Consider the following 15,975-nt stretch of genomic DNA (forward strand, 5'->3'; position numbering starts at 1 on the left):
CCAGCGCTCCACTCCCGCGAAAACGAGGGTGGATCCATGGCTTTCAACGTCGCAGACCTGTTCGAGCACGCGGTCGACGCGGTCCCGGAGCGGACCGCCCTCATCTGTGAGGACCGCCGCCTCACCTACCGTGAACTCGACGAGCGGGCCAATCGGCTCGCCCACCACCTGGCTTCCCGCGGCATCGGCCCCGGCGACCACGTCGGCGTCTACTCGCGCAATTCCATCGAAGCCCTGGAAACGATGCTCGCGACCTACAAACTGCGGGCCGTGTCGGTGAGCGTGAATTATCGCTACGTGGCCGACGAGGTGCGCTACATCGTGGACAACGCGGATATGAAAGCGCTTGTGCACGAGGCGCGATACAGCCGCGTCGTCGCCGAGGTCCGGGCGTCGGTGCCGGGGCTGACCGACACGCTCGCCATCGGGGCCGACTACGACGCGGCGTTGGCGGTGCAGTCCCCGGAGCGGGATTTCGGGCCGCGCAGTGGCGACGATCTGTACATCCTCTACACCGGCGGCACGACCGGCATGCCCAAGGGCGTGATGTGGCGACACGAGGACGTCTGGCGGGTGCTCGGCGGCGGCATCAATTTCGTGACCGGCGAATACGTCTCGGACGAATGGGAATTGGCGAACAACGCCAAGTCCGCGCCGGAGGGGATCGTCATGGCGCCGCTCTCGCCGCTCATCCACGGCGCGGCGCAGTGGGCCGCGTTCATCGGCCTGAACTCCGGCGGCACAGTCGTTTTCGTCCCGCGGTTCGACGCGCACGAGGTCTGGCGCGCGGTGGAGAAGCACGGGGTCCACGTGCTCACCGTGGTCGGCGACGCCATGGCCAAACCGCTGTTGGAGGCCTACCGCGCGGGGCGGTACCGGGTCTCGACGCTGTGGTCGCTCAGCAGCCACGCCGCGCTGTTCTCCCATTCGCTCAAACAGCAGTACATCGAGACCTTCCCCACCCTGTTGATCACCGACGTGATCGGATCCTCGGAGAGCGGCAGCACCGGATTATCCGTGGTCACCAAGGATTCCGACCACACCCAGGGCCCCCGGGTGAAGTTCGGCGCGCAGTCCGCCCTGCTCGACGACGACGGACGGCTGGTGACGCCGACCCCGGGGGCCGTCGGGCGGATGGCGCGAACCGGGCATGTGCCGCTCGGGTATTACAAGGACCCCGAGAAGACGAGGACGATCTTCTTCGAGGTCGACGGCAAGCGGTATGTGGCGCCGGGCGATTACGCCCGGTACGAGGCCGACGGCACCGTCACGCTGCTCGGGCGCGGCTCCGAATGCGTCAATACCGGTGGCGAGAAGGTGTTCCCGGAGGAGGTCGAGACCGCGCTCAAATCCCACCCCGACGTCTTCGATGCCCTGGTGATCGGCATCCCGGACGAGCGCTTCGGGCAGGCCGTGGCGGCGGTGGTACAGCCCCGCCCCGGGGCGCTGATCGAACTCGCCCACCTGGACGCCCACCTGCGCACCAAGGTCGCGGGATACAAAGCGCCGCGCGGCTATTGGCTGGTCGACGAGGTCATGCGGCAGCCCAGCGGCAAGGCGAACTATCCCGCGGCCAAACGCCATGCGGCCGCCCACCCGGCCGAGATGCGCACGCCCAGCGGGGACCGCGCCCAGCCGAGTGGCTCGGTCGATCGGCCCGGAAGCCCACCGCGCTGAGCGCGGGGCCACCGAGCACGGTCGCTCAGCTCAGCAGCCCGAGTTCCCGTACCCGCACCCCGAGCTGGAAGCGGGTGCTCACCTCGAACCGCGTCATGAGCTGGGCGACGTAGCGCCGGTAGGTGCGCAGCGACACCCCCAGCGCCCGCGCCGCCGTCTCGTCCTTCGCCCCGGAGTACAACTGCTCGACCACCGCGAGCGCCACCGGGTCCAGGCCGTCCCGCACCTCCAGGTGGTCGCGCAGGGCCCGCGCGGAATGCCAGGTGCGGGTGGCGAATTGGTGCACCACGCCGAGCAGGGCCGGTTCGGCCACCAGGTATCCGCGCGGCTCCTCCCCCGGCGCGGCCGACCACAGCGCCGCCCGCTCGCGATCGACGATCAGCGCATTGCAGAAATCGGTGTCGGTGACCCGGATCCGCGAGCCGAGGGTGAACTGCCGCAGCACCGACTGGCGGCCCCGGCTGCTCACGTACGCGGCCGACAGCAGCACCCGCACCTGCTTCCCGGCTTCGTGCAACTGCCGGAAAACCGTGTCCTCCGCGCGATATTCGGTCTCCGGCCGCACCGGGCTGGCGATGGCCATGACCGCCTCGTGGCGCGCCCCCACCAGCATGCGGCGCAGGTTCTGCGCCCACCGCTCGTCCGCGTGCAGCTCGACCGTCATGCGCCCCTCCCCGGACTCCCGTGGCGCCGAGCCTAGTTCGGGCGCAGCTCCATGGGGAGACCGAAGAGCGGGAACAGCTTCTCCGTGTCCAGGAAGAAGGTGAGTCCGGAGATGCGGTCGCCGGAGAGTTCCAGCGTGGTGATGGACCACGGTGTCCAGACGCCGGGCTCGTCGCCGGGCTTGTAGTGGCCGAAGGCGGGCAGACCGTTCGCGCCCGCCAGCGGCACCATCCGGGAATCGCGGCAGGCCTGGCCGGTGCCGAGCATGAAGGCGGCCACGTTCTCCGGACCGGACACCCAGAGCGAGAACGGCGGCATGGACAGGGCCACATCGGCTTTCAGCAACTCGGTGAGGGCGCTCATATCGTAGGCCTCGAAGGCCTTCACGAAGTCGTCGACCAGCTTGCGCTGCTGCTCGTCGCGTTCGTCGAACGGGTCCGAGACGGTGGCGGTCTCCTGCACCTTCGACATGGTGGCGCGGGCGCGCTGCAGGGCGCTGTTCACCGAGGCGGGTGAGACGTTCAGCATGTCCGCGGTCTCGCCGGCGGAGAAGCGCAGCACCTCACGCATGATGAGGATCGCGCGCTGGCTCGCGGGCAGGTGCTGCACGGCGGCGACGAAGGCCAGCCGCAGCGTGTCCTTGGTGCTGGCGGCCTCGGCGGGGTCGGCACCGAAGGCGAGCGCGTTCGGAATCGGTTCCACCCAGACGTAATCCGGCTCCGGCGCCGGCAACTGCGAATCGGGCGTGGAGGGTCCGTTGAGGTCCATGGGCCGGGCCCGGCGCTGCGGGCCGTCCAGCATGTCCAGACAGACATTGGTGGCGATCTTGTACAGCCACGAGCGAACGCTGGCCCGCCCCTCGAACGAGTCGTAGGACTTCCAGGCGCGCGTGAAGGTCTCCTGCACCGCGTCCTCGGCCTCGAACGAGGACCCGAGCATTCGATACGCGTAGGCGCACAGTTCACGCCGATGCCCCTCGAAAGACCGCAGTACATCATCCGATACGGTGCCGCCCGCCTTCTCGCTCATGCCTGAAAGCCTGACACACCCCACCGACAAGAAACACCCGTCGAAACGAGCGAATACCCGCCCGCAGAAAGCGGACGGGCACAGTTCGCCGCAACAAATCTCGGATCGTGCCGAACGCGACCGCGGACGGGCGCAATCGACCCACCACAACCTAGGGCCGTGCCCGCCTGCGACAGCAGGCGGGCACGGGAGGTTCGGAGAGCTGGGCCGAGCTACTTCGAGGACGCCTGGGCGTGGTTGTCGGCCTCACGGGCCTCGGTCTGCGCCTTGGCCCACTTGTAGTCGGGCTTGCCGGCCGGGGACCGCTTGATCTCGTCCACGTACCACAGGCTGCGCGGCATCTTGTAGGAGGAGATCTCCTTGACCAGGGTCGGGCGCAGCTCTTCCAGGGTCGGGCGGGCCTCGCCGCGGCAGGCCACGACCGCGACCACGCGGTTGCCCCAGCGCTCGTCGGGCACGCCGACGACCAGCGCGTCGAACACGTCCGGGTGCGCCTTGAGCGCGCCCTCGACCTCTTCGGGGAAGATCTTCTCGCCACCGGAGTTGATCGACACCGAGCCGCGGCCGAGCATGGTGACGGTGCCGTCGTCCTCGACCCGGGCGAAGTCGCCGGGGATGGAGTAGCGCTTGCCGTTGAAGGTCTTGAAGGTCTCGGCGGTCTTGACCGGGTCGTTGTAGTACCCGATCGGGATATTGCCGGTGCGGGCGAGCATGCCGACCTGGCCGGAGCCGGGCGCGACCTCGTTGCCCTCCTCGTCGATGACCTTGGTGGAGCCGTCGATCTTCACGCGCGGCCCGCCGGTGTGGGTGGCGCCCTTGGTGGCCACGGCCAGACCGCCGAAGCCGGTCTCCGAGGCGCCGATGGAGTCCGTGATCAGCGCGTTCGGGAAGCGCTCGATGAACTCGTCCTTGAGCACGGGCGAGAACAGCGCCGCGCTGCTGGCCAGCACCCACAGGGCCGAATGGTCGTACGGCGCACCGGTTTCCGGGTTGCCCTCGGCCAGCGCGTCCAGGATGGGACGGGCCATGGCGTCACCGGTGATGAAGATCATGTTGACCCCGTGGTTCTGCACCGCGCGGCAGACGCCGTGGCCGCTGAACTCGGGCAGCATGACGGCCTTGCCGCCGTCGAAGAGGCTGTGCAGGGTCGCGGTGAACGCGCCGCCGTGGATCAGCGGCGGGATCGGGTAGCGCACCATCGGGGCGCTGCCACTGGCGCCGCCCTTGGACTGCTGCCACTCGTCCTCGACGAACTCACCGGTGTAGAAGTTGATGCCGCCGCCGAGCACGCGCCACCAGTCCTCCTGCCGCCACATGACGCCCTTGGGCATACCGGTGGTGCCACCGGTGTAGATCATCATGATGTCGTCGGAGGTGCGCTCCTCGAAGTCGCGCTCGCCGTGCGAGGAGGCCAGCGCCGCTTCGTATTCGACGGCGCTCGGGGGCAGCGGCAGGTCGGTGCCGTCCTCGACGGTGATGACGGACTTGATATTCGGCGTGTTCGGCAGCACATTGGCCACCTTGTCGCTGTAACGCCGCTCGTGAAGCAGCGCGACCATGTCCGAGTTCTCGAAGATGTACTGCAACTCGTTCTCAACGTAACGGTAGTTCACGTTGATCATCACTGCCCGCGCCTTGAAGATGGCCACCATGGCCTCCACGGCCTCGATGGTGTTGCGCGAGTAGACGCCGACCTTGTCACCCGGCTGCACACCCTGTTCCTGCAGGTAGTGCGCCAGCCGGTTGGCCCGGTCCTCCAGCTCGGCATAGGTGACCGAACGGGTGTCGTCAACCAGCGCGACACGTTCGGGCATGAGGTCGATGGTGTGCTCGACAAGGTCCGCGATGTTGTAGCTCACAGGGACCAAAATAGAACGTGTTCTTGTGTGTGACAAGCCACTGTTTTCACGCACGTCCCGCTGAGCGGACGTGCCCCCGGTCACAACAGTACGGTGGCGTATCCCCGAATGGGAACAAACGGAAAGAGCGAACCCCGCTCAGCAGGGCGCGCTCTTCCGGACCGTCCGGCCCTACGACTCGATGAGCGGCCGCAGCTTCTCGAACTGCGCCACGTCGCGGACCCCGACCAGCATCATGGTGACGCCGGCCTGCTCCCACACCTTCAGCTGCTCACGCACCTGCGCCTCGTTGCCGATGATGGTGGTGTCGAGGATCAGCTCGTCGGGCACGACGGCCGCGGCCTCCTCCTTGCGGCCGGTGCGGAACAGGCGGGTGATCTCGTCGACCTGCTCGCCGTAGCCCATGCGCCGGTACACCTCGGCGTGGAAGTTGAGTTCCTCCGCGCCCATGCCGCCGATATAGAGCGCCATGAACGGGCGCAGCCGGTCCAGTTCGGCCTTGGGGTCGTCGGTGAGGATGACCTGCGCGGTGGCCGCGATCTCGAAGTCCTCGCGCGAGCGCCGCGCGCCCGGCCGGGAGAAGCCCTCGTCGAGCCATTCGTTGTACATGTCGGCCAGCCGCGGCGTGTAGTAGATGGCCAGCCAGCCGTCGGCGATCTCCGCGGTCAGGGCCACGTTCTTGGGCCCCTCGGCGCCGAGCCAGATCGGCACGTCCGAGCGCAGCGGGTGGGTGATCGGCTTGAGCGGCTTGCCGAATCCGGTGGCGCCCGGGCCGCTGTAGGGCAGCGGGTAGTGCGGGCCCGCGCTGGTCACCTTGGCCTCGCGGGCCAGCACCTGCCGCACGATCGAGACGTACTCGCGGGTGCGGGCCAGCGGCTTGGCGAAGGGCTGGCCGTACCAGCCCTCGACTACCTGTGGGCCGGAGACGCCGAGGCCGAGGATGTGCCGGCCGCCGCTGAGGTGATCGATGGTCAGCGCGGCCATGGCGGTCGCGGTGGGGGTGCGCGCCGACATCTGCACCACCGAGGTGCCCAGCCGCACCCGGCTGGTGTCGGAGCCGTACCAGGCCAGCGGGGTGAAGGCGTCCGAACCCCACGACTCGGCGGTGAAGACGGCGTCGAATCCGCTCTCCTCCGCGGCCGCGATCAATTCCCGCGTATTGGCGGGCGGCTGCGCGCCCCAATATCCGAGTTGCAAGCCAAAGCGCATTTCCATGTCCTTCCTAGAACATCCGGGACCGGTCGTCAGGGCCGCAGCCCGTACTCTTGCCACCGTCACTAGAACCTGTTCTACTCGATCTCGTGACTCTGGGGAACACCGAAGTACTGTCCGCACCGCTGCGGATGAAATTCGACTACACCCGCTCCACCGGTCCGACCATCGGGCGCTTCCTCACGGAACTGCGCGCCGGCAAGGTCGTCGGGGTGCGGGGTTCCGACGGGCGCGTGATCGTGCCGCCCGCGGAATTCGATCCGAAGACCGCGGAACCGCTGACGGAATTCGTCGACGTCTCCGATGTCGGCACCGTGCAGACCTGGTCCTGGGTGGCCGAGCCGCTGCCGGCCATGCCGTTCGACCGGCCCTTCGCCTACGCGCTGATCAAACTGGACGGCGCGGACACCGCCATCCTGCACGCGGTGGATGTGGCGAGCCCCGCCGACATCTCGACCGGCATGCGCGTGCGGGCCCGCTGGGCCGCCGAGCGCACCGGCGACATCCACGACATCGCGGCCTTCGAGCCGGGCGACACCTCCGCTCCCGCAACGACTTCCGACACGGGAGCCGAGCCGGTCACCGGCATCGTGACCCCGGTCGACTACTCGATCGACCACACCGCCGCACCGCAGGAAGCCGTCTTCCTGAAGGGCCTGATGGAGGGCAAGCTGCTGGGCGCCCGCGCCAAGCTGGACGGCAAGGTGTACTTCCCGCCGCGCGGCGCCGACCCGCGTGACGGCTCGCCGACCGACGACTTCGTCGAGGTGTCCGACAAGGGCATCGTGACCACCTTCTGCATCGTGAACGTGCCGTTCCTGGGCCAGCGCCTCAAGCCGCCGTACGTGGCCGCGTACGTGCTGCTCGACGGCGCCGACATCCCCTTCCTGCACCTGGTGCTGGGCGTCGACGCCAGTGAGGTCCGGATGGGCATGCGGGTCGAGGCCGTGTGGAAGCCGCGCGAGGAGTGGGGCCTGTCGATGGCCAATATCGACCACTTCCGCCCGACCGGCGAGCCCGACGCCGACTACGACTCGTTCGCGCACCATCTGTAGAGAGGCGCTGAAATACCTTGAGTAACACAGCAACCGACATCGCGGTGGTGGGCTTCGCCCACGCGCCGCACGTGCCGGAGACCTTCGGCACCACCAACGGCGTCGAGATGCTCGCGCCCTGCTTCCACGAGATCTACGCCAAGCTCGGCATCGGCGTCGCCGACATCGACTTCTGGTGCTCCGGATCCTCGGATTACCTTGCCGGGCGCGCGTTCTCGTTCATCTCGGCCATCGACTCCATCGGCGCGGTGCCGCCGATCAACGAGTCGCACGTGGAGATGGACGCGGCCTGGGCGCTGTACGAGGCGTGGGTGAAACTCCGCTCCGGACAGGCGCAGACGGCGCTGGTCTACGGCTTCGGCAAGTCCTCGGCCGGCACCCTGCGCCAGATCCTGGGTCTGCAGACCGACCCGTACCTGGTCGCGCCGCTGGGCGTGGACTCGCTGTCCCTGGCGGGTCTGCAGGCCCGCGCGGGCCTGGACGCCGGCGTCTGGACCGAGGCCGACATGGCCGCGGTGGCCGCCCGCACCAGCGGCGGTGACATCGACAAGCTGCTGGCCGCACCGAAGGTCAACGACCCGCTGCGCGCCCACGACATCGCGCCCATCACCGACGGCGCGGCCGCGGTCGTGCTGGCCGTGGGCGACCGGGCCCGCGAACTCTGCGAGCGTCCGGCCTGGCTGACCGGTATGGCGCACTACATCGACTCCCCCGTGCTGGGTGCGCGCGACCTGACCGTGTCGCCGTCCGCCACCAAGGCCGCGAACGCCGTGACCGGCGGTGACGCGAGCGGTTTCGACATCGCCGAGCTGCACGCGCAGTTCACCCACGAGGAGCTGATCCTGAAGCAGGCCATCGGCCTGAACGGGGACACCCGGATCAACCCGTCCGGCGGCCCGCTCTCGGGCAACCCCATGTTCGCGGCCGGCCTGGAGCGCATCGGCTTCGCCGCTCGCGAAATCATCAATGGCACCGCGAATCGCGCACTGGCGCATGCCGCCAGCGGACCCGCGTTGCAGCAGAACCTGGTGGCCACCTTGGAGGCACGTTCATGAGCTACGCAGCTGCCGTCCTCGGCACCGGTCAGACCCATCACGTGACCAAACGGTCCGATGTATCGATGGCCGGAATGATCCGCGAGGCCGTCGATCGGGCGCTCACGGACTCCGGCCTGACCATGGCCGATATCGACGCCGTGATCATCGGTAAGGCCCCCGACTTCTTCGAGGGCTCCATGATGCCGGAGCTGTTCCTCGCGGATGCCCTGGGCGCCACCGGAAAACCGCTGCTCCGGGTGCACACCGCCGGTTCGGTCGGCGGCTCGACGGCCATCGTCGCGGCCAACCAGGTGCAGGCGGGCGTGCACCGCCGCGTCCTGGCCGTGGCCTGGGAGAAGCAGTCCGAGTCCAACGCCATGTGGGCGCTGTCGAGCCCGGTGCCGTTCACCATGCCGGTGGGCGCGGGCGCGGGCGGCTATTTCGCCCCGCACGTGCGCGCCTATATCCGCCGCTCCAACGCCCCGCTGCACGTGGGCGCCATGGTCGCGGTGAAGGACCGCCGCAATGGCGCGCGCAACCCGTTCGCCCACCTGCACCAGCCCGACATCACCGTGGAATCGGTGATGTCGTCCCAAATGCTGTGGGACCCCATTCGTTTCGACGAGACCTGCCCGTCCTCGGACGGCGCGTGCGCCATCGTGATCGGTGACGAGGCCTCGGCCAAGGCCGTGGAGGCGCAGGGCAAGAAGGTGGCGTGGGTGCACGGCACCGCCATGCGCACCGAACCGCTCGCCTACGCGGGCCGCGACCAGGTGAACCCGCAGGCCGGCCAGGCCGCGGCCAAGGCGCTGTGGAAGCAGGCCGGGATCACCAACCCGCTCGAGGAGATCGACGCCGCCGAGATCTACGTCCCCTTCTCCTGGTTCGAGCCGATGTGGCTGGAGAACCTGGGCTTCATGCCCGAGGGCGAGGGCTGGAAGCTCACCGACGCGGGCGAGACGGCCATCGGCGGGAAGCTGCCGGTCAACTCGTCGGGCGGCGTGCTGTCGTCCAACCCGATCGGCGCGTCGGGCATGATCCGCTTCGCCGAGGCCGCCAAGCAGGTCATGGGCCGCGCCGGCGACTACCAGGTGGAGAACGCGCGCAAGGCCTTCGGCCACGCGTACGGCGGTGGCTCGCAGTACTTCTCGATGTGGGTGGTCGGGAGCGAGCAGCGATGACGACCACCACCGAGCACCCCGCGCGGGTGGCGGGCGCGGCCTCGCAGGCCGCGGTGCGCGCCAAGGACAAGGACGCCTGGGTGGCGCTGTTCGCCGCCGACGGGATCGTGGAGGATCCCGTCGGGCCGTCGTTCTTCGACCCCGAGGGCGTGGGACACCGTGGCGCGGAAGCGATCGCGGCGTTCTGGGACAAGGCGATCGCGCCGACCGAGTCGATCGAGTTCCTCTTCGACGACTCCTTCGCCTGCGGTCGTGAGGTGGCCTTCACCGGCCGCATCCGCACCACCATGGGCGGGCACATCGTGGATGCCGAGGGCGTGTTCACCTACAAGGTGGACGAGGACGGCAAAATCCTTGCCCTGCGCGCTTTCTGGGAGACCGAGCGCGCCATGGCAACTCTCACACCTCGCTGAATCCCCGTGCCCCGCATGCCTTCGCATGCGGGGCACGGATTGGTTCGGGGTCCAACAAGACCGAAGCGGGCGACCGGATTACCCGGTCGCCCGCTTCTTTTTGTCTCCGCCCTGAGGAGTGAGAGGGGTGCAGGGCGGATCAAACCATCAGTCGCTCAGTGCTTTACCGGGCAGCCGCCGCTGTAGTCCACCTGGAATTCCTTGATGCCGTTGAGCCAGCCCGAGCGCAGGCGCTTGGGGTCGCCCAGCTTGGTGATGTCGGGCATGTGGTCGGCGATGGCGTTGAAGATGATCTCGATCTCGAGTCGAGCCAGGTTCGCGCCGATGCAGAAGTGCGCGCCGGTACCGCCGAAGGACAGGTGCGGGTTCGGGTCACGCAGGATGTTGAAGGTGTACGGGTCCTCGAACACCTCTTCGTCGAAGTTGGCCGAGCGGTAGGACAGGATGACCCGCTGACCCTTCTTGATCTCCACACCGCCCACCTCGACGTCCTCGAGCGCGGTGCGCTGGAAGGAGCTGACCGGGGTGGCCCAGCGGATGATCTCATCGGCGGCGGTCTTGGGCCGCTCCTTCTTGAAGAGTTCCCACTGGTCGGGGTTCTCCATGAAGGCGATCATGCCGTGCGTGGTGGCGTTGCGGGTGGTCTCGTTGCCCGCGACGGCCAGCATCATGACGAAGAAGCCGAATTCCTCGGGCAGCAGCGCCTCGCCGTCCATGTCGGCGTTGATCAGCTGGGTGACGATGTCGTCGGCCGGGCAGGCGCGACGGGCCTCCGCCATCTGGTACGAGTAGCCCAGGATCTCGGTCGACGCGACCACCGGGTCGGCGTCGGAGTCCGGATCGTCGTAGCTGGTCATGTCATTGGACCACTGGAAGAGCTTCATGCGGTCTTCCTGCGGCACGCCGATCAGCTCGGCGATGGCCTGCAGCGGCAGTTCGGCCGCCACCTGCTCGACGAAGTCACCGGTGCCGCCCTCGGCCGCGGCCTTGACGATGGCCTCGGCGCGCGCGGTCAGCTCGGCGCGCAGGCCGTTGATGACGCGGGGTGTGAAGCCCTTGGAGATGATCTTGCGAAGCTTGGTGTGCTCCGGGGCGTCCTTGTTCAGCAGGACGAAACGCTGCAGATCGATCTGCTCGCGCGTGATGTCGTCCTGGAACCGCGGGATGGCCGTGTTCTCGTAGGTGGAGAACACGTCGTCGCGACGCGACACCGTCTTCACATCGGCATGCTTGCTCAGCACCCAGAAGCCGTCGTCAGTGAACCCACCGACCTCCGGCGACTGGGGGTTCCACCAGATAGGCGCGGTTTTGCGCAGTTCGGCGAGCTCCTCGGCCGGCACTCGCTTCGCCCAAATTTCGGGGTCGGTGACGTCGAATCCATCCGGCACTCCGGGCCGGGCTGCAGTGTCAACCACCAGCAGTCTCCTTTGACCAACTGAAACACGTTCTACCGCTATTGAAGCACAGGGGGTAGAACAAGAGAAGGGACTAGGTAATAGTCCGGAACAGGCTTACGTTACTGGTCGTGAACTCGTTGCAGTTCCAATCCGGAAGGAAAGACACATGGGTACTCCCGTCATCGTCGAGGCCGCGCGCACTCCCATCGGGAAGCGCAACGGCTGGCTCGCCGGCCTGCACGCCGCCGAGCTGCTCGGGGCCGCCCAGAAGGGCGTGCTCGAGCGCGCGGAGCTGAACCCGGCTCTGGTCGAGCAGGTGATCGGCGGCTGCGTCATGCAGGTGGGCGAGCAGGGCAACAATGTCACCCGCACCGCGTGGCTGCACGCCGGACTGCCGTGGCAGACCGGCGCGGTCACCGTCGACAACCAGTGCGGTTCGGCCCAGCAGGCCGCGGGCCTGGTGGCCGGTCTCATCTCCGCGGGCGCCATCGAGGCCGGCATGGCCTGCGGCATCGAGTCCATGAGCCATGTTCCGTTGGGCGCCAACGTCGGAACGCACGCCGGGCCGCGCCGCCCCGCGTCGTGGGACATCGATATGCCCAACCAGTTCGAGGCCGCCGAGCGAATCGCCAAGCGGCGCGGCATCACTCGTGACGACGTCGAGGAGCTCGGCGTGCGCTCGCAGCGGCTGGCCGCGCAGGCGTGGGCCGAGGGCCGCTTCGACCGCGAGGTGCTGACCATCAAGAACGCCCCGCAGGTCGACAAGGAGGGCAACCTCACCGGCGAGTTCGCCGACATCAGCAAGGACCAGGGCCTGCGCGCCACCGACCGCGAGGGCCTGGCGAAGCTGAAGCCGGTGCTGGAGGGCGGAATTCACACCGCCGGTACGTCCTCGCAGATCTCCGACGGCGCCGCCGCGGTATTGCTGATGGACGAAAAGGCCGCGCAGCGTGAGGGTTTGCGTCCGCGCGCCCGGATCGTGTCGCAGTGCCTGGTCGGTGGCGAGCCGGAATTCCACCTGGACGGCCCGGTGCAGGCGTGCGAGCGACTGCTGGAGCGTTCCGGCATGAGCATCTCCGATATCGACTTGTTCGAGATCAATGAGGCTTTCGCGTCCGTGGTGCTGTCGTGGGCCTCGGTGCACAAGCCCGATTTCGATCGCGTGAATGTCAATGGCGGTGCGATCGCGTTGGGCCACCCGGTGGGCAGCACCGGATCCCGCTTGATCACAACGGCTTTGCACGAGCTGGAGCGCACCGACAAGAGCACCGCCATGATCCTGATGTGCTGCGGCGGCGCCCTCGCGACGGGCACGATCATCGAACGGATCTAGTCCCTCAATGATTTTCGGCCAGGTTGAACGTTCATCCGTACCAACCTGGGACGTGGCGTACGCCACACAAAATCCGGTACAGACAAGAAGATGATCTGTCAGCTATCTTATAGCTACCCTGAGCCCGTCCGGGAAGACCCTCGCGACGGGCCAGAACCGGGCCTCTTAAGCCCTTGGCAAGAGCCGTGGGGTTAACCCGCAAACGCCCAAGCCACAGCGGGTGAACCGGACCACCGCCTAGAAGCTTCAAGGAAATCGCGAATCAGGCGTAGGTTTTCAGTTACTGAGCCGCTAATATCAATGATACGTATCCGAGATAACGACTGTTAGTACAGCGAAGGGAATTGGGCGGCTCACAATGGCTGATTTCGCGGCGCGGCTGAACAAGCTGTTCGAAACCGTGCATCCCCCGGGGCGTAAGCCGCACACGAACGCAGAGGTGGCGGCCGCCTTGACGGCATCCGGCCATCCGATCTCGAAACCGTATCTGTCGCAGTTGCGGTCGGGACAGCGCACGAACCCGTCGGATGAGACGGTGGCTGCTCTGGCAAAGTTCTTCAAGGTCAAACCGGACTACTTCTTCAACGACATCTACGCGGCGAAGATCGATCACGATCTCGAGCTGCTGTCCCAGCTGCAGGGCTATGGACTCCGTCGTCTGTCGAGCAGGGCGTTCGACCTGTCCGAAGAATCTCAGAATCTCCTCACGTCTATGGCGGAGAAGTTGCGGGCAAGCGAAGGCTTGCCCGAAATTCCTCCGGATGGCACGGAATAAGCACTGCCACAGAGCAACACAGTGCGGCTAGCTCGGAGGCCGCACTGTGTTGGTTTGTTACAGGGCTTGCTCCAGACCGGACATAAGGCGGTCGCCGGTGCTGCTTGCAGGGCAGTACCGGCGCCCCCGCCGGACCATGCGGTCCGCGTGCAGGATGTTGCACCGGTCTCAGCGCGCTGAGGCCATGTGGCGCAGACCCCTGCGCTGGTGCAGTATGCACAAAACTGGCATAACGCCGTCCAGGTGCACCGGGATGGCCGAATCAGTTGTTTTGTGCACTATGTCGTTTTGTGCACTGTGAGTGTTTCGCCCCTTTGCACCAACCGCGACAAGCAAGAGTGACAACTTCAGGTGACAAGCAAAGTCCCGTACCTCGCACGGCGGGTTCGGTGAGACGAAACCTCGGATACGAAGTCTCATCGAGAAGACCCGCCGGAATGCCGCGCCCATGGCAATCACGCGAGGTACGGGACTTGCGCATTTGCGACAAGATCACAAAACGGTCGGTGATCTTCGCGTGATCAACTTCGAGGCCCTTCCGGACGGTAATGCCCGGCTGCCTCGAAAGGTAATGGAAGAGTAAATGTCTACCGTTTGGCCGATCCCGGAACCGCGGCCCGCGCCGGCGCCGCGTCGTACGCGCGGGCGATGGCCTGCACCCAGCCGCGCGGGCTGACACCCGCGGGCGGCGAGATCCAGCGGCCGTCGATCACCACCTCGCCGAACGGATTCCGCGCCCACTCGGCCACCCGCCGCGCGCGCTCGGACACCGAGACCGGCGGCTGACCCGCCGCGGTCAGTTCCACACCGCCACCGGACTGCAGGTAGAGCGCATCCATGATCTGCGCGACCTGGTCCGACGCTTTGAGCTGGGTGCCCGAGCCGGTCTGCTCGTGCGCCACCACCTCCGGGAACCGCGCGATCAGCACCCGGTGCAGGGTGCGAATCTGCTTGAGCAGCACCCGGGCCCGCCACCACAGCTCGATCACGATCCACACCGCGCCGATGGCGATGAGCAGCGCCGCGATCTGCCACATCGGCCAGAACCAGCCCCCGTCACCCGGTTTCGGCATCGGCTCGTCGCGGACCGCCCGGCGAATCGACATCGCCGCCAGCAGCCCGACCACCGCGGTGCCGGTCGTGTACAGCGCGATGCCGCGACCCAGGGTGGTCCAATCCAGGTTGCGCACACCGGTGATCACGATGAAGACGCACTCCACCAGCACGATCGCCCAGCCGAAGGTGATCGACCAGAGCAGGGTCAGCAGCATGGCGAGCGCGCCGCCGCCGTAGATCATCATGGCGATCTGGCGCAGGTTGCGCCGCGATACCACCGGCCAGGCGGCCGACGCCACCACCGAGGTGGCGGTGGCGAACATGATCCACGCGGCCGTCACCACCCGGTCGCCCAGCCACATACCGTGCACACCGTTCGGTATCAGATGGTCAACGGCCAGACCGATTTCCGGCACCCCGACCGTCGCCGCCAGCGCCACCGCGGCCACCGCGATCACGATCGCGACCCGAGCGGTCGTCGCCGGTTTCACCAGCACGCGCCCAACACGTGCACCCGAGGCCATCCACACCAGCATGGCCACCAACCAGAAGGTCATGCCGCATCCTCCTCCGAACGCCCCATGGGCCCTTTGTGGTTACGCAAGCAAGCGCGGGGAGGGGGAGCGGCTCCTCCGGGCCTTGACTCGGTCATCCGAGCGCCTCATCGAATCGAAGGACCGAGACGCCCGCGCCCCGGCTGTTGAACACGCGTAAGCGGGTCATGAGCATGCTCGCGAACGTCTCCGCCTCCCACTCGCACTGCTCGTCGTCGCCCAGATCGATGGACTTCTGGTGCGCGCGCTGGCTGAGCATGTAGGCGATCAGGTCGTCGCTGGCCTCCAGCACCACCTCGGTCGCCGCCTCGCCCGGATGGTCGAAGACGATGTGGCCGAGCTCGTGCGCGAGGGTGTGCTCGCGGCTGGGCAGCGCCTGCGCCAGCACGATCACGTCCCGGTCCGGGTAGCTGCGGCGCTGGCCGCACACGCCCGGACCCAGTGTGGCGCTGGCGATCTCGATCGGCCGCCGCCGCTCGGCGGAGATGGCGAGCACCACCTCGTCCAGGTCGGTGGCGTCGAAATCGGCCGCCACCGCGCACACCGCGTCCACCGCGGCGGCCACCCGGCGGTAGGACCCGATGCTATGAGCCTTGCTCTCGGTCATCGCGGTCCCCTCATGCCCTCGGTCCGAAGAATGCCGCGCGTCACGGTCCGGCATCCCTTCGGGCGCGCCCCTCCGATAGACCGGCCGCGCGGGTGCGTTCCCGCCGGCCGCCACCACCAATTCGTCC

At 67.6% G+C, this 15,975-nt stretch carries 14 protein-coding genes; 7 read left to right on the forward strand and 7 right to left on the reverse strand.

The genetic code is table 11. The annotated features are described in order from the left end of the window. Window positions 1–36: 36 nt before the first annotated feature. Window positions 37–1,677, forward strand: coding sequence for an acyl-CoA synthetase (locus tag ACWELJ_RS16205; RefSeq protein ID WP_452366930.1), 1,641 nt, complete (start codon window positions 37–39; stop codon window positions 1,675–1,677). A gap of 25 nt (window positions 1,678–1,702) precedes the next feature. Here ACWELJ_RS16205 and ACWELJ_RS16210 read toward each other — a convergent pair whose 3' ends face one another. The 4 genes from ACWELJ_RS16210 to ACWELJ_RS16225 all read right to left on the reverse strand — a co-directional run bounded on the left by ACWELJ_RS16210 (window position 1,703) and on the right by ACWELJ_RS16225 (window position 6,437). Next, complete coding sequence (locus tag ACWELJ_RS16210; RefSeq protein WP_452366931.1) at window positions 1,703–2,341, reverse strand: hypothetical protein; 639 nt, start codon at window positions 2,339–2,341, stop codon at window positions 1,703–1,705. Between the two features lie 32 nt (window positions 2,342–2,373). Continuing rightward, complete coding sequence (locus ACWELJ_RS16215; protein ID WP_452366932.1) at window positions 2,374–3,369, reverse strand: sigma-70 family RNA polymerase sigma factor; 996 nt, start codon at window positions 3,367–3,369, stop codon at window positions 2,374–2,376. 212 nt (window positions 3,370–3,581) lie between these two features. Further along, complete coding sequence (locus ACWELJ_RS16220) at window positions 3,582–5,228, reverse strand: acyl-CoA synthetase (RefSeq protein WP_452366933.1); 1,647 nt, start codon at window positions 5,226–5,228, stop codon at window positions 3,582–3,584. Between the two features lie 171 nt (window positions 5,229–5,399). Continuing rightward, complete coding sequence (locus ACWELJ_RS16225; protein ID WP_452366934.1) at window positions 5,400–6,437, reverse strand: LLM class F420-dependent oxidoreductase; 1,038 nt, start codon at window positions 6,435–6,437, stop codon at window positions 5,400–5,402. Window positions 6,438–6,571: 134 nt separating this feature from the next. On the opposite strand from ACWELJ_RS16225, the gene ACWELJ_RS16230 reads away from it, so the two are divergent. From ACWELJ_RS16230 to ACWELJ_RS16245, 4 genes are read left to right on the forward strand one after another with little or no spacing between them, the layout of a single operon-like run. Further along, entirely contained in the window at window positions 6,572–7,495 is a 924-nt protein-coding gene (locus ACWELJ_RS16230; RefSeq protein WP_452366942.1) for a Zn-ribbon domain-containing OB-fold protein, read from the forward strand. A 17-nt stretch (window positions 7,496–7,512) separates the two neighbouring features. Then, window positions 7,513–8,550, forward strand: a complete 1,038-nt coding sequence (locus ACWELJ_RS16235) for a thiolase domain-containing protein (RefSeq protein WP_452366935.1) — start codon at window positions 7,513–7,515, stop codon at window positions 8,548–8,550. Beyond that, window positions 8,547–9,713, forward strand: a complete 1,167-nt coding sequence (locus ACWELJ_RS16240; protein ID WP_452366936.1) for a thiolase domain-containing protein — start codon at window positions 8,547–8,549, stop codon at window positions 9,711–9,713. The genes ACWELJ_RS16235 and ACWELJ_RS16240 overlap by 4 nt, the downstream gene beginning before the upstream one ends. Then, a complete protein-coding gene (locus tag ACWELJ_RS16245; RefSeq protein WP_452366937.1) occupies window positions 9,710–10,126 on the forward strand; it encodes a nuclear transport factor 2 family protein in 417 nt (138 codons plus the stop codon). The genes ACWELJ_RS16240 and ACWELJ_RS16245 overlap by 4 nt, the downstream gene beginning before the upstream one ends. 155 nt (window positions 10,127–10,281) lie before the next feature. Here ACWELJ_RS16245 and ACWELJ_RS16250 read toward each other — a convergent pair whose 3' ends face one another. After that, complete coding sequence (locus ACWELJ_RS16250) at window positions 10,282–11,544, reverse strand: cytochrome P450 (RefSeq protein ID WP_452366943.1); 1,263 nt, start codon at window positions 11,542–11,544, stop codon at window positions 10,282–10,284. Window positions 11,545–11,689: 145 nt separating this feature from the next. Between ACWELJ_RS16250 and ACWELJ_RS16255 the strand changes: the two genes are divergently transcribed. After that, on the forward strand, window positions 11,690–12,856 hold the full coding sequence (locus tag ACWELJ_RS16255) for a steroid 3-ketoacyl-CoA thiolase (protein WP_452366938.1): 1,167 nt from the start codon (window positions 11,690–11,692) through the stop codon (window positions 12,854–12,856). Between the two features lie 358 nt (window positions 12,857–13,214). Further along, window positions 13,215–13,631: a helix-turn-helix domain-containing protein gene (locus ACWELJ_RS16260; protein WP_011207048.1), complete on the forward strand. Its 417-nt coding sequence runs from the start codon at window positions 13,215–13,217 to the stop codon at window positions 13,629–13,631. A gap of 587 nt (window positions 13,632–14,218) precedes the next feature. On the opposite strand, the gene ACWELJ_RS16265 is transcribed toward ACWELJ_RS16260, so the two are convergent. Together ACWELJ_RS16265 and ACWELJ_RS16270 are read right to left on the reverse strand one after the other, a co-directional pair. After that, complete coding sequence (locus ACWELJ_RS16265; RefSeq protein ID WP_452366939.1) at window positions 14,219–15,244, reverse strand: hypothetical protein; 1,026 nt, start codon at window positions 15,242–15,244, stop codon at window positions 14,219–14,221. A gap of 91 nt (window positions 15,245–15,335) precedes the next feature. Then, entirely contained in the window at window positions 15,336–15,848 is a 513-nt protein-coding gene (locus ACWELJ_RS16270) for an ImmA/IrrE family metallo-endopeptidase (RefSeq protein WP_452366940.1), read from the reverse strand. Window positions 15,849–15,975: the final 127 nt, after the last annotated feature.

Source organism: Nocardia sp. NPDC004582 (assembly GCF_053602115.1).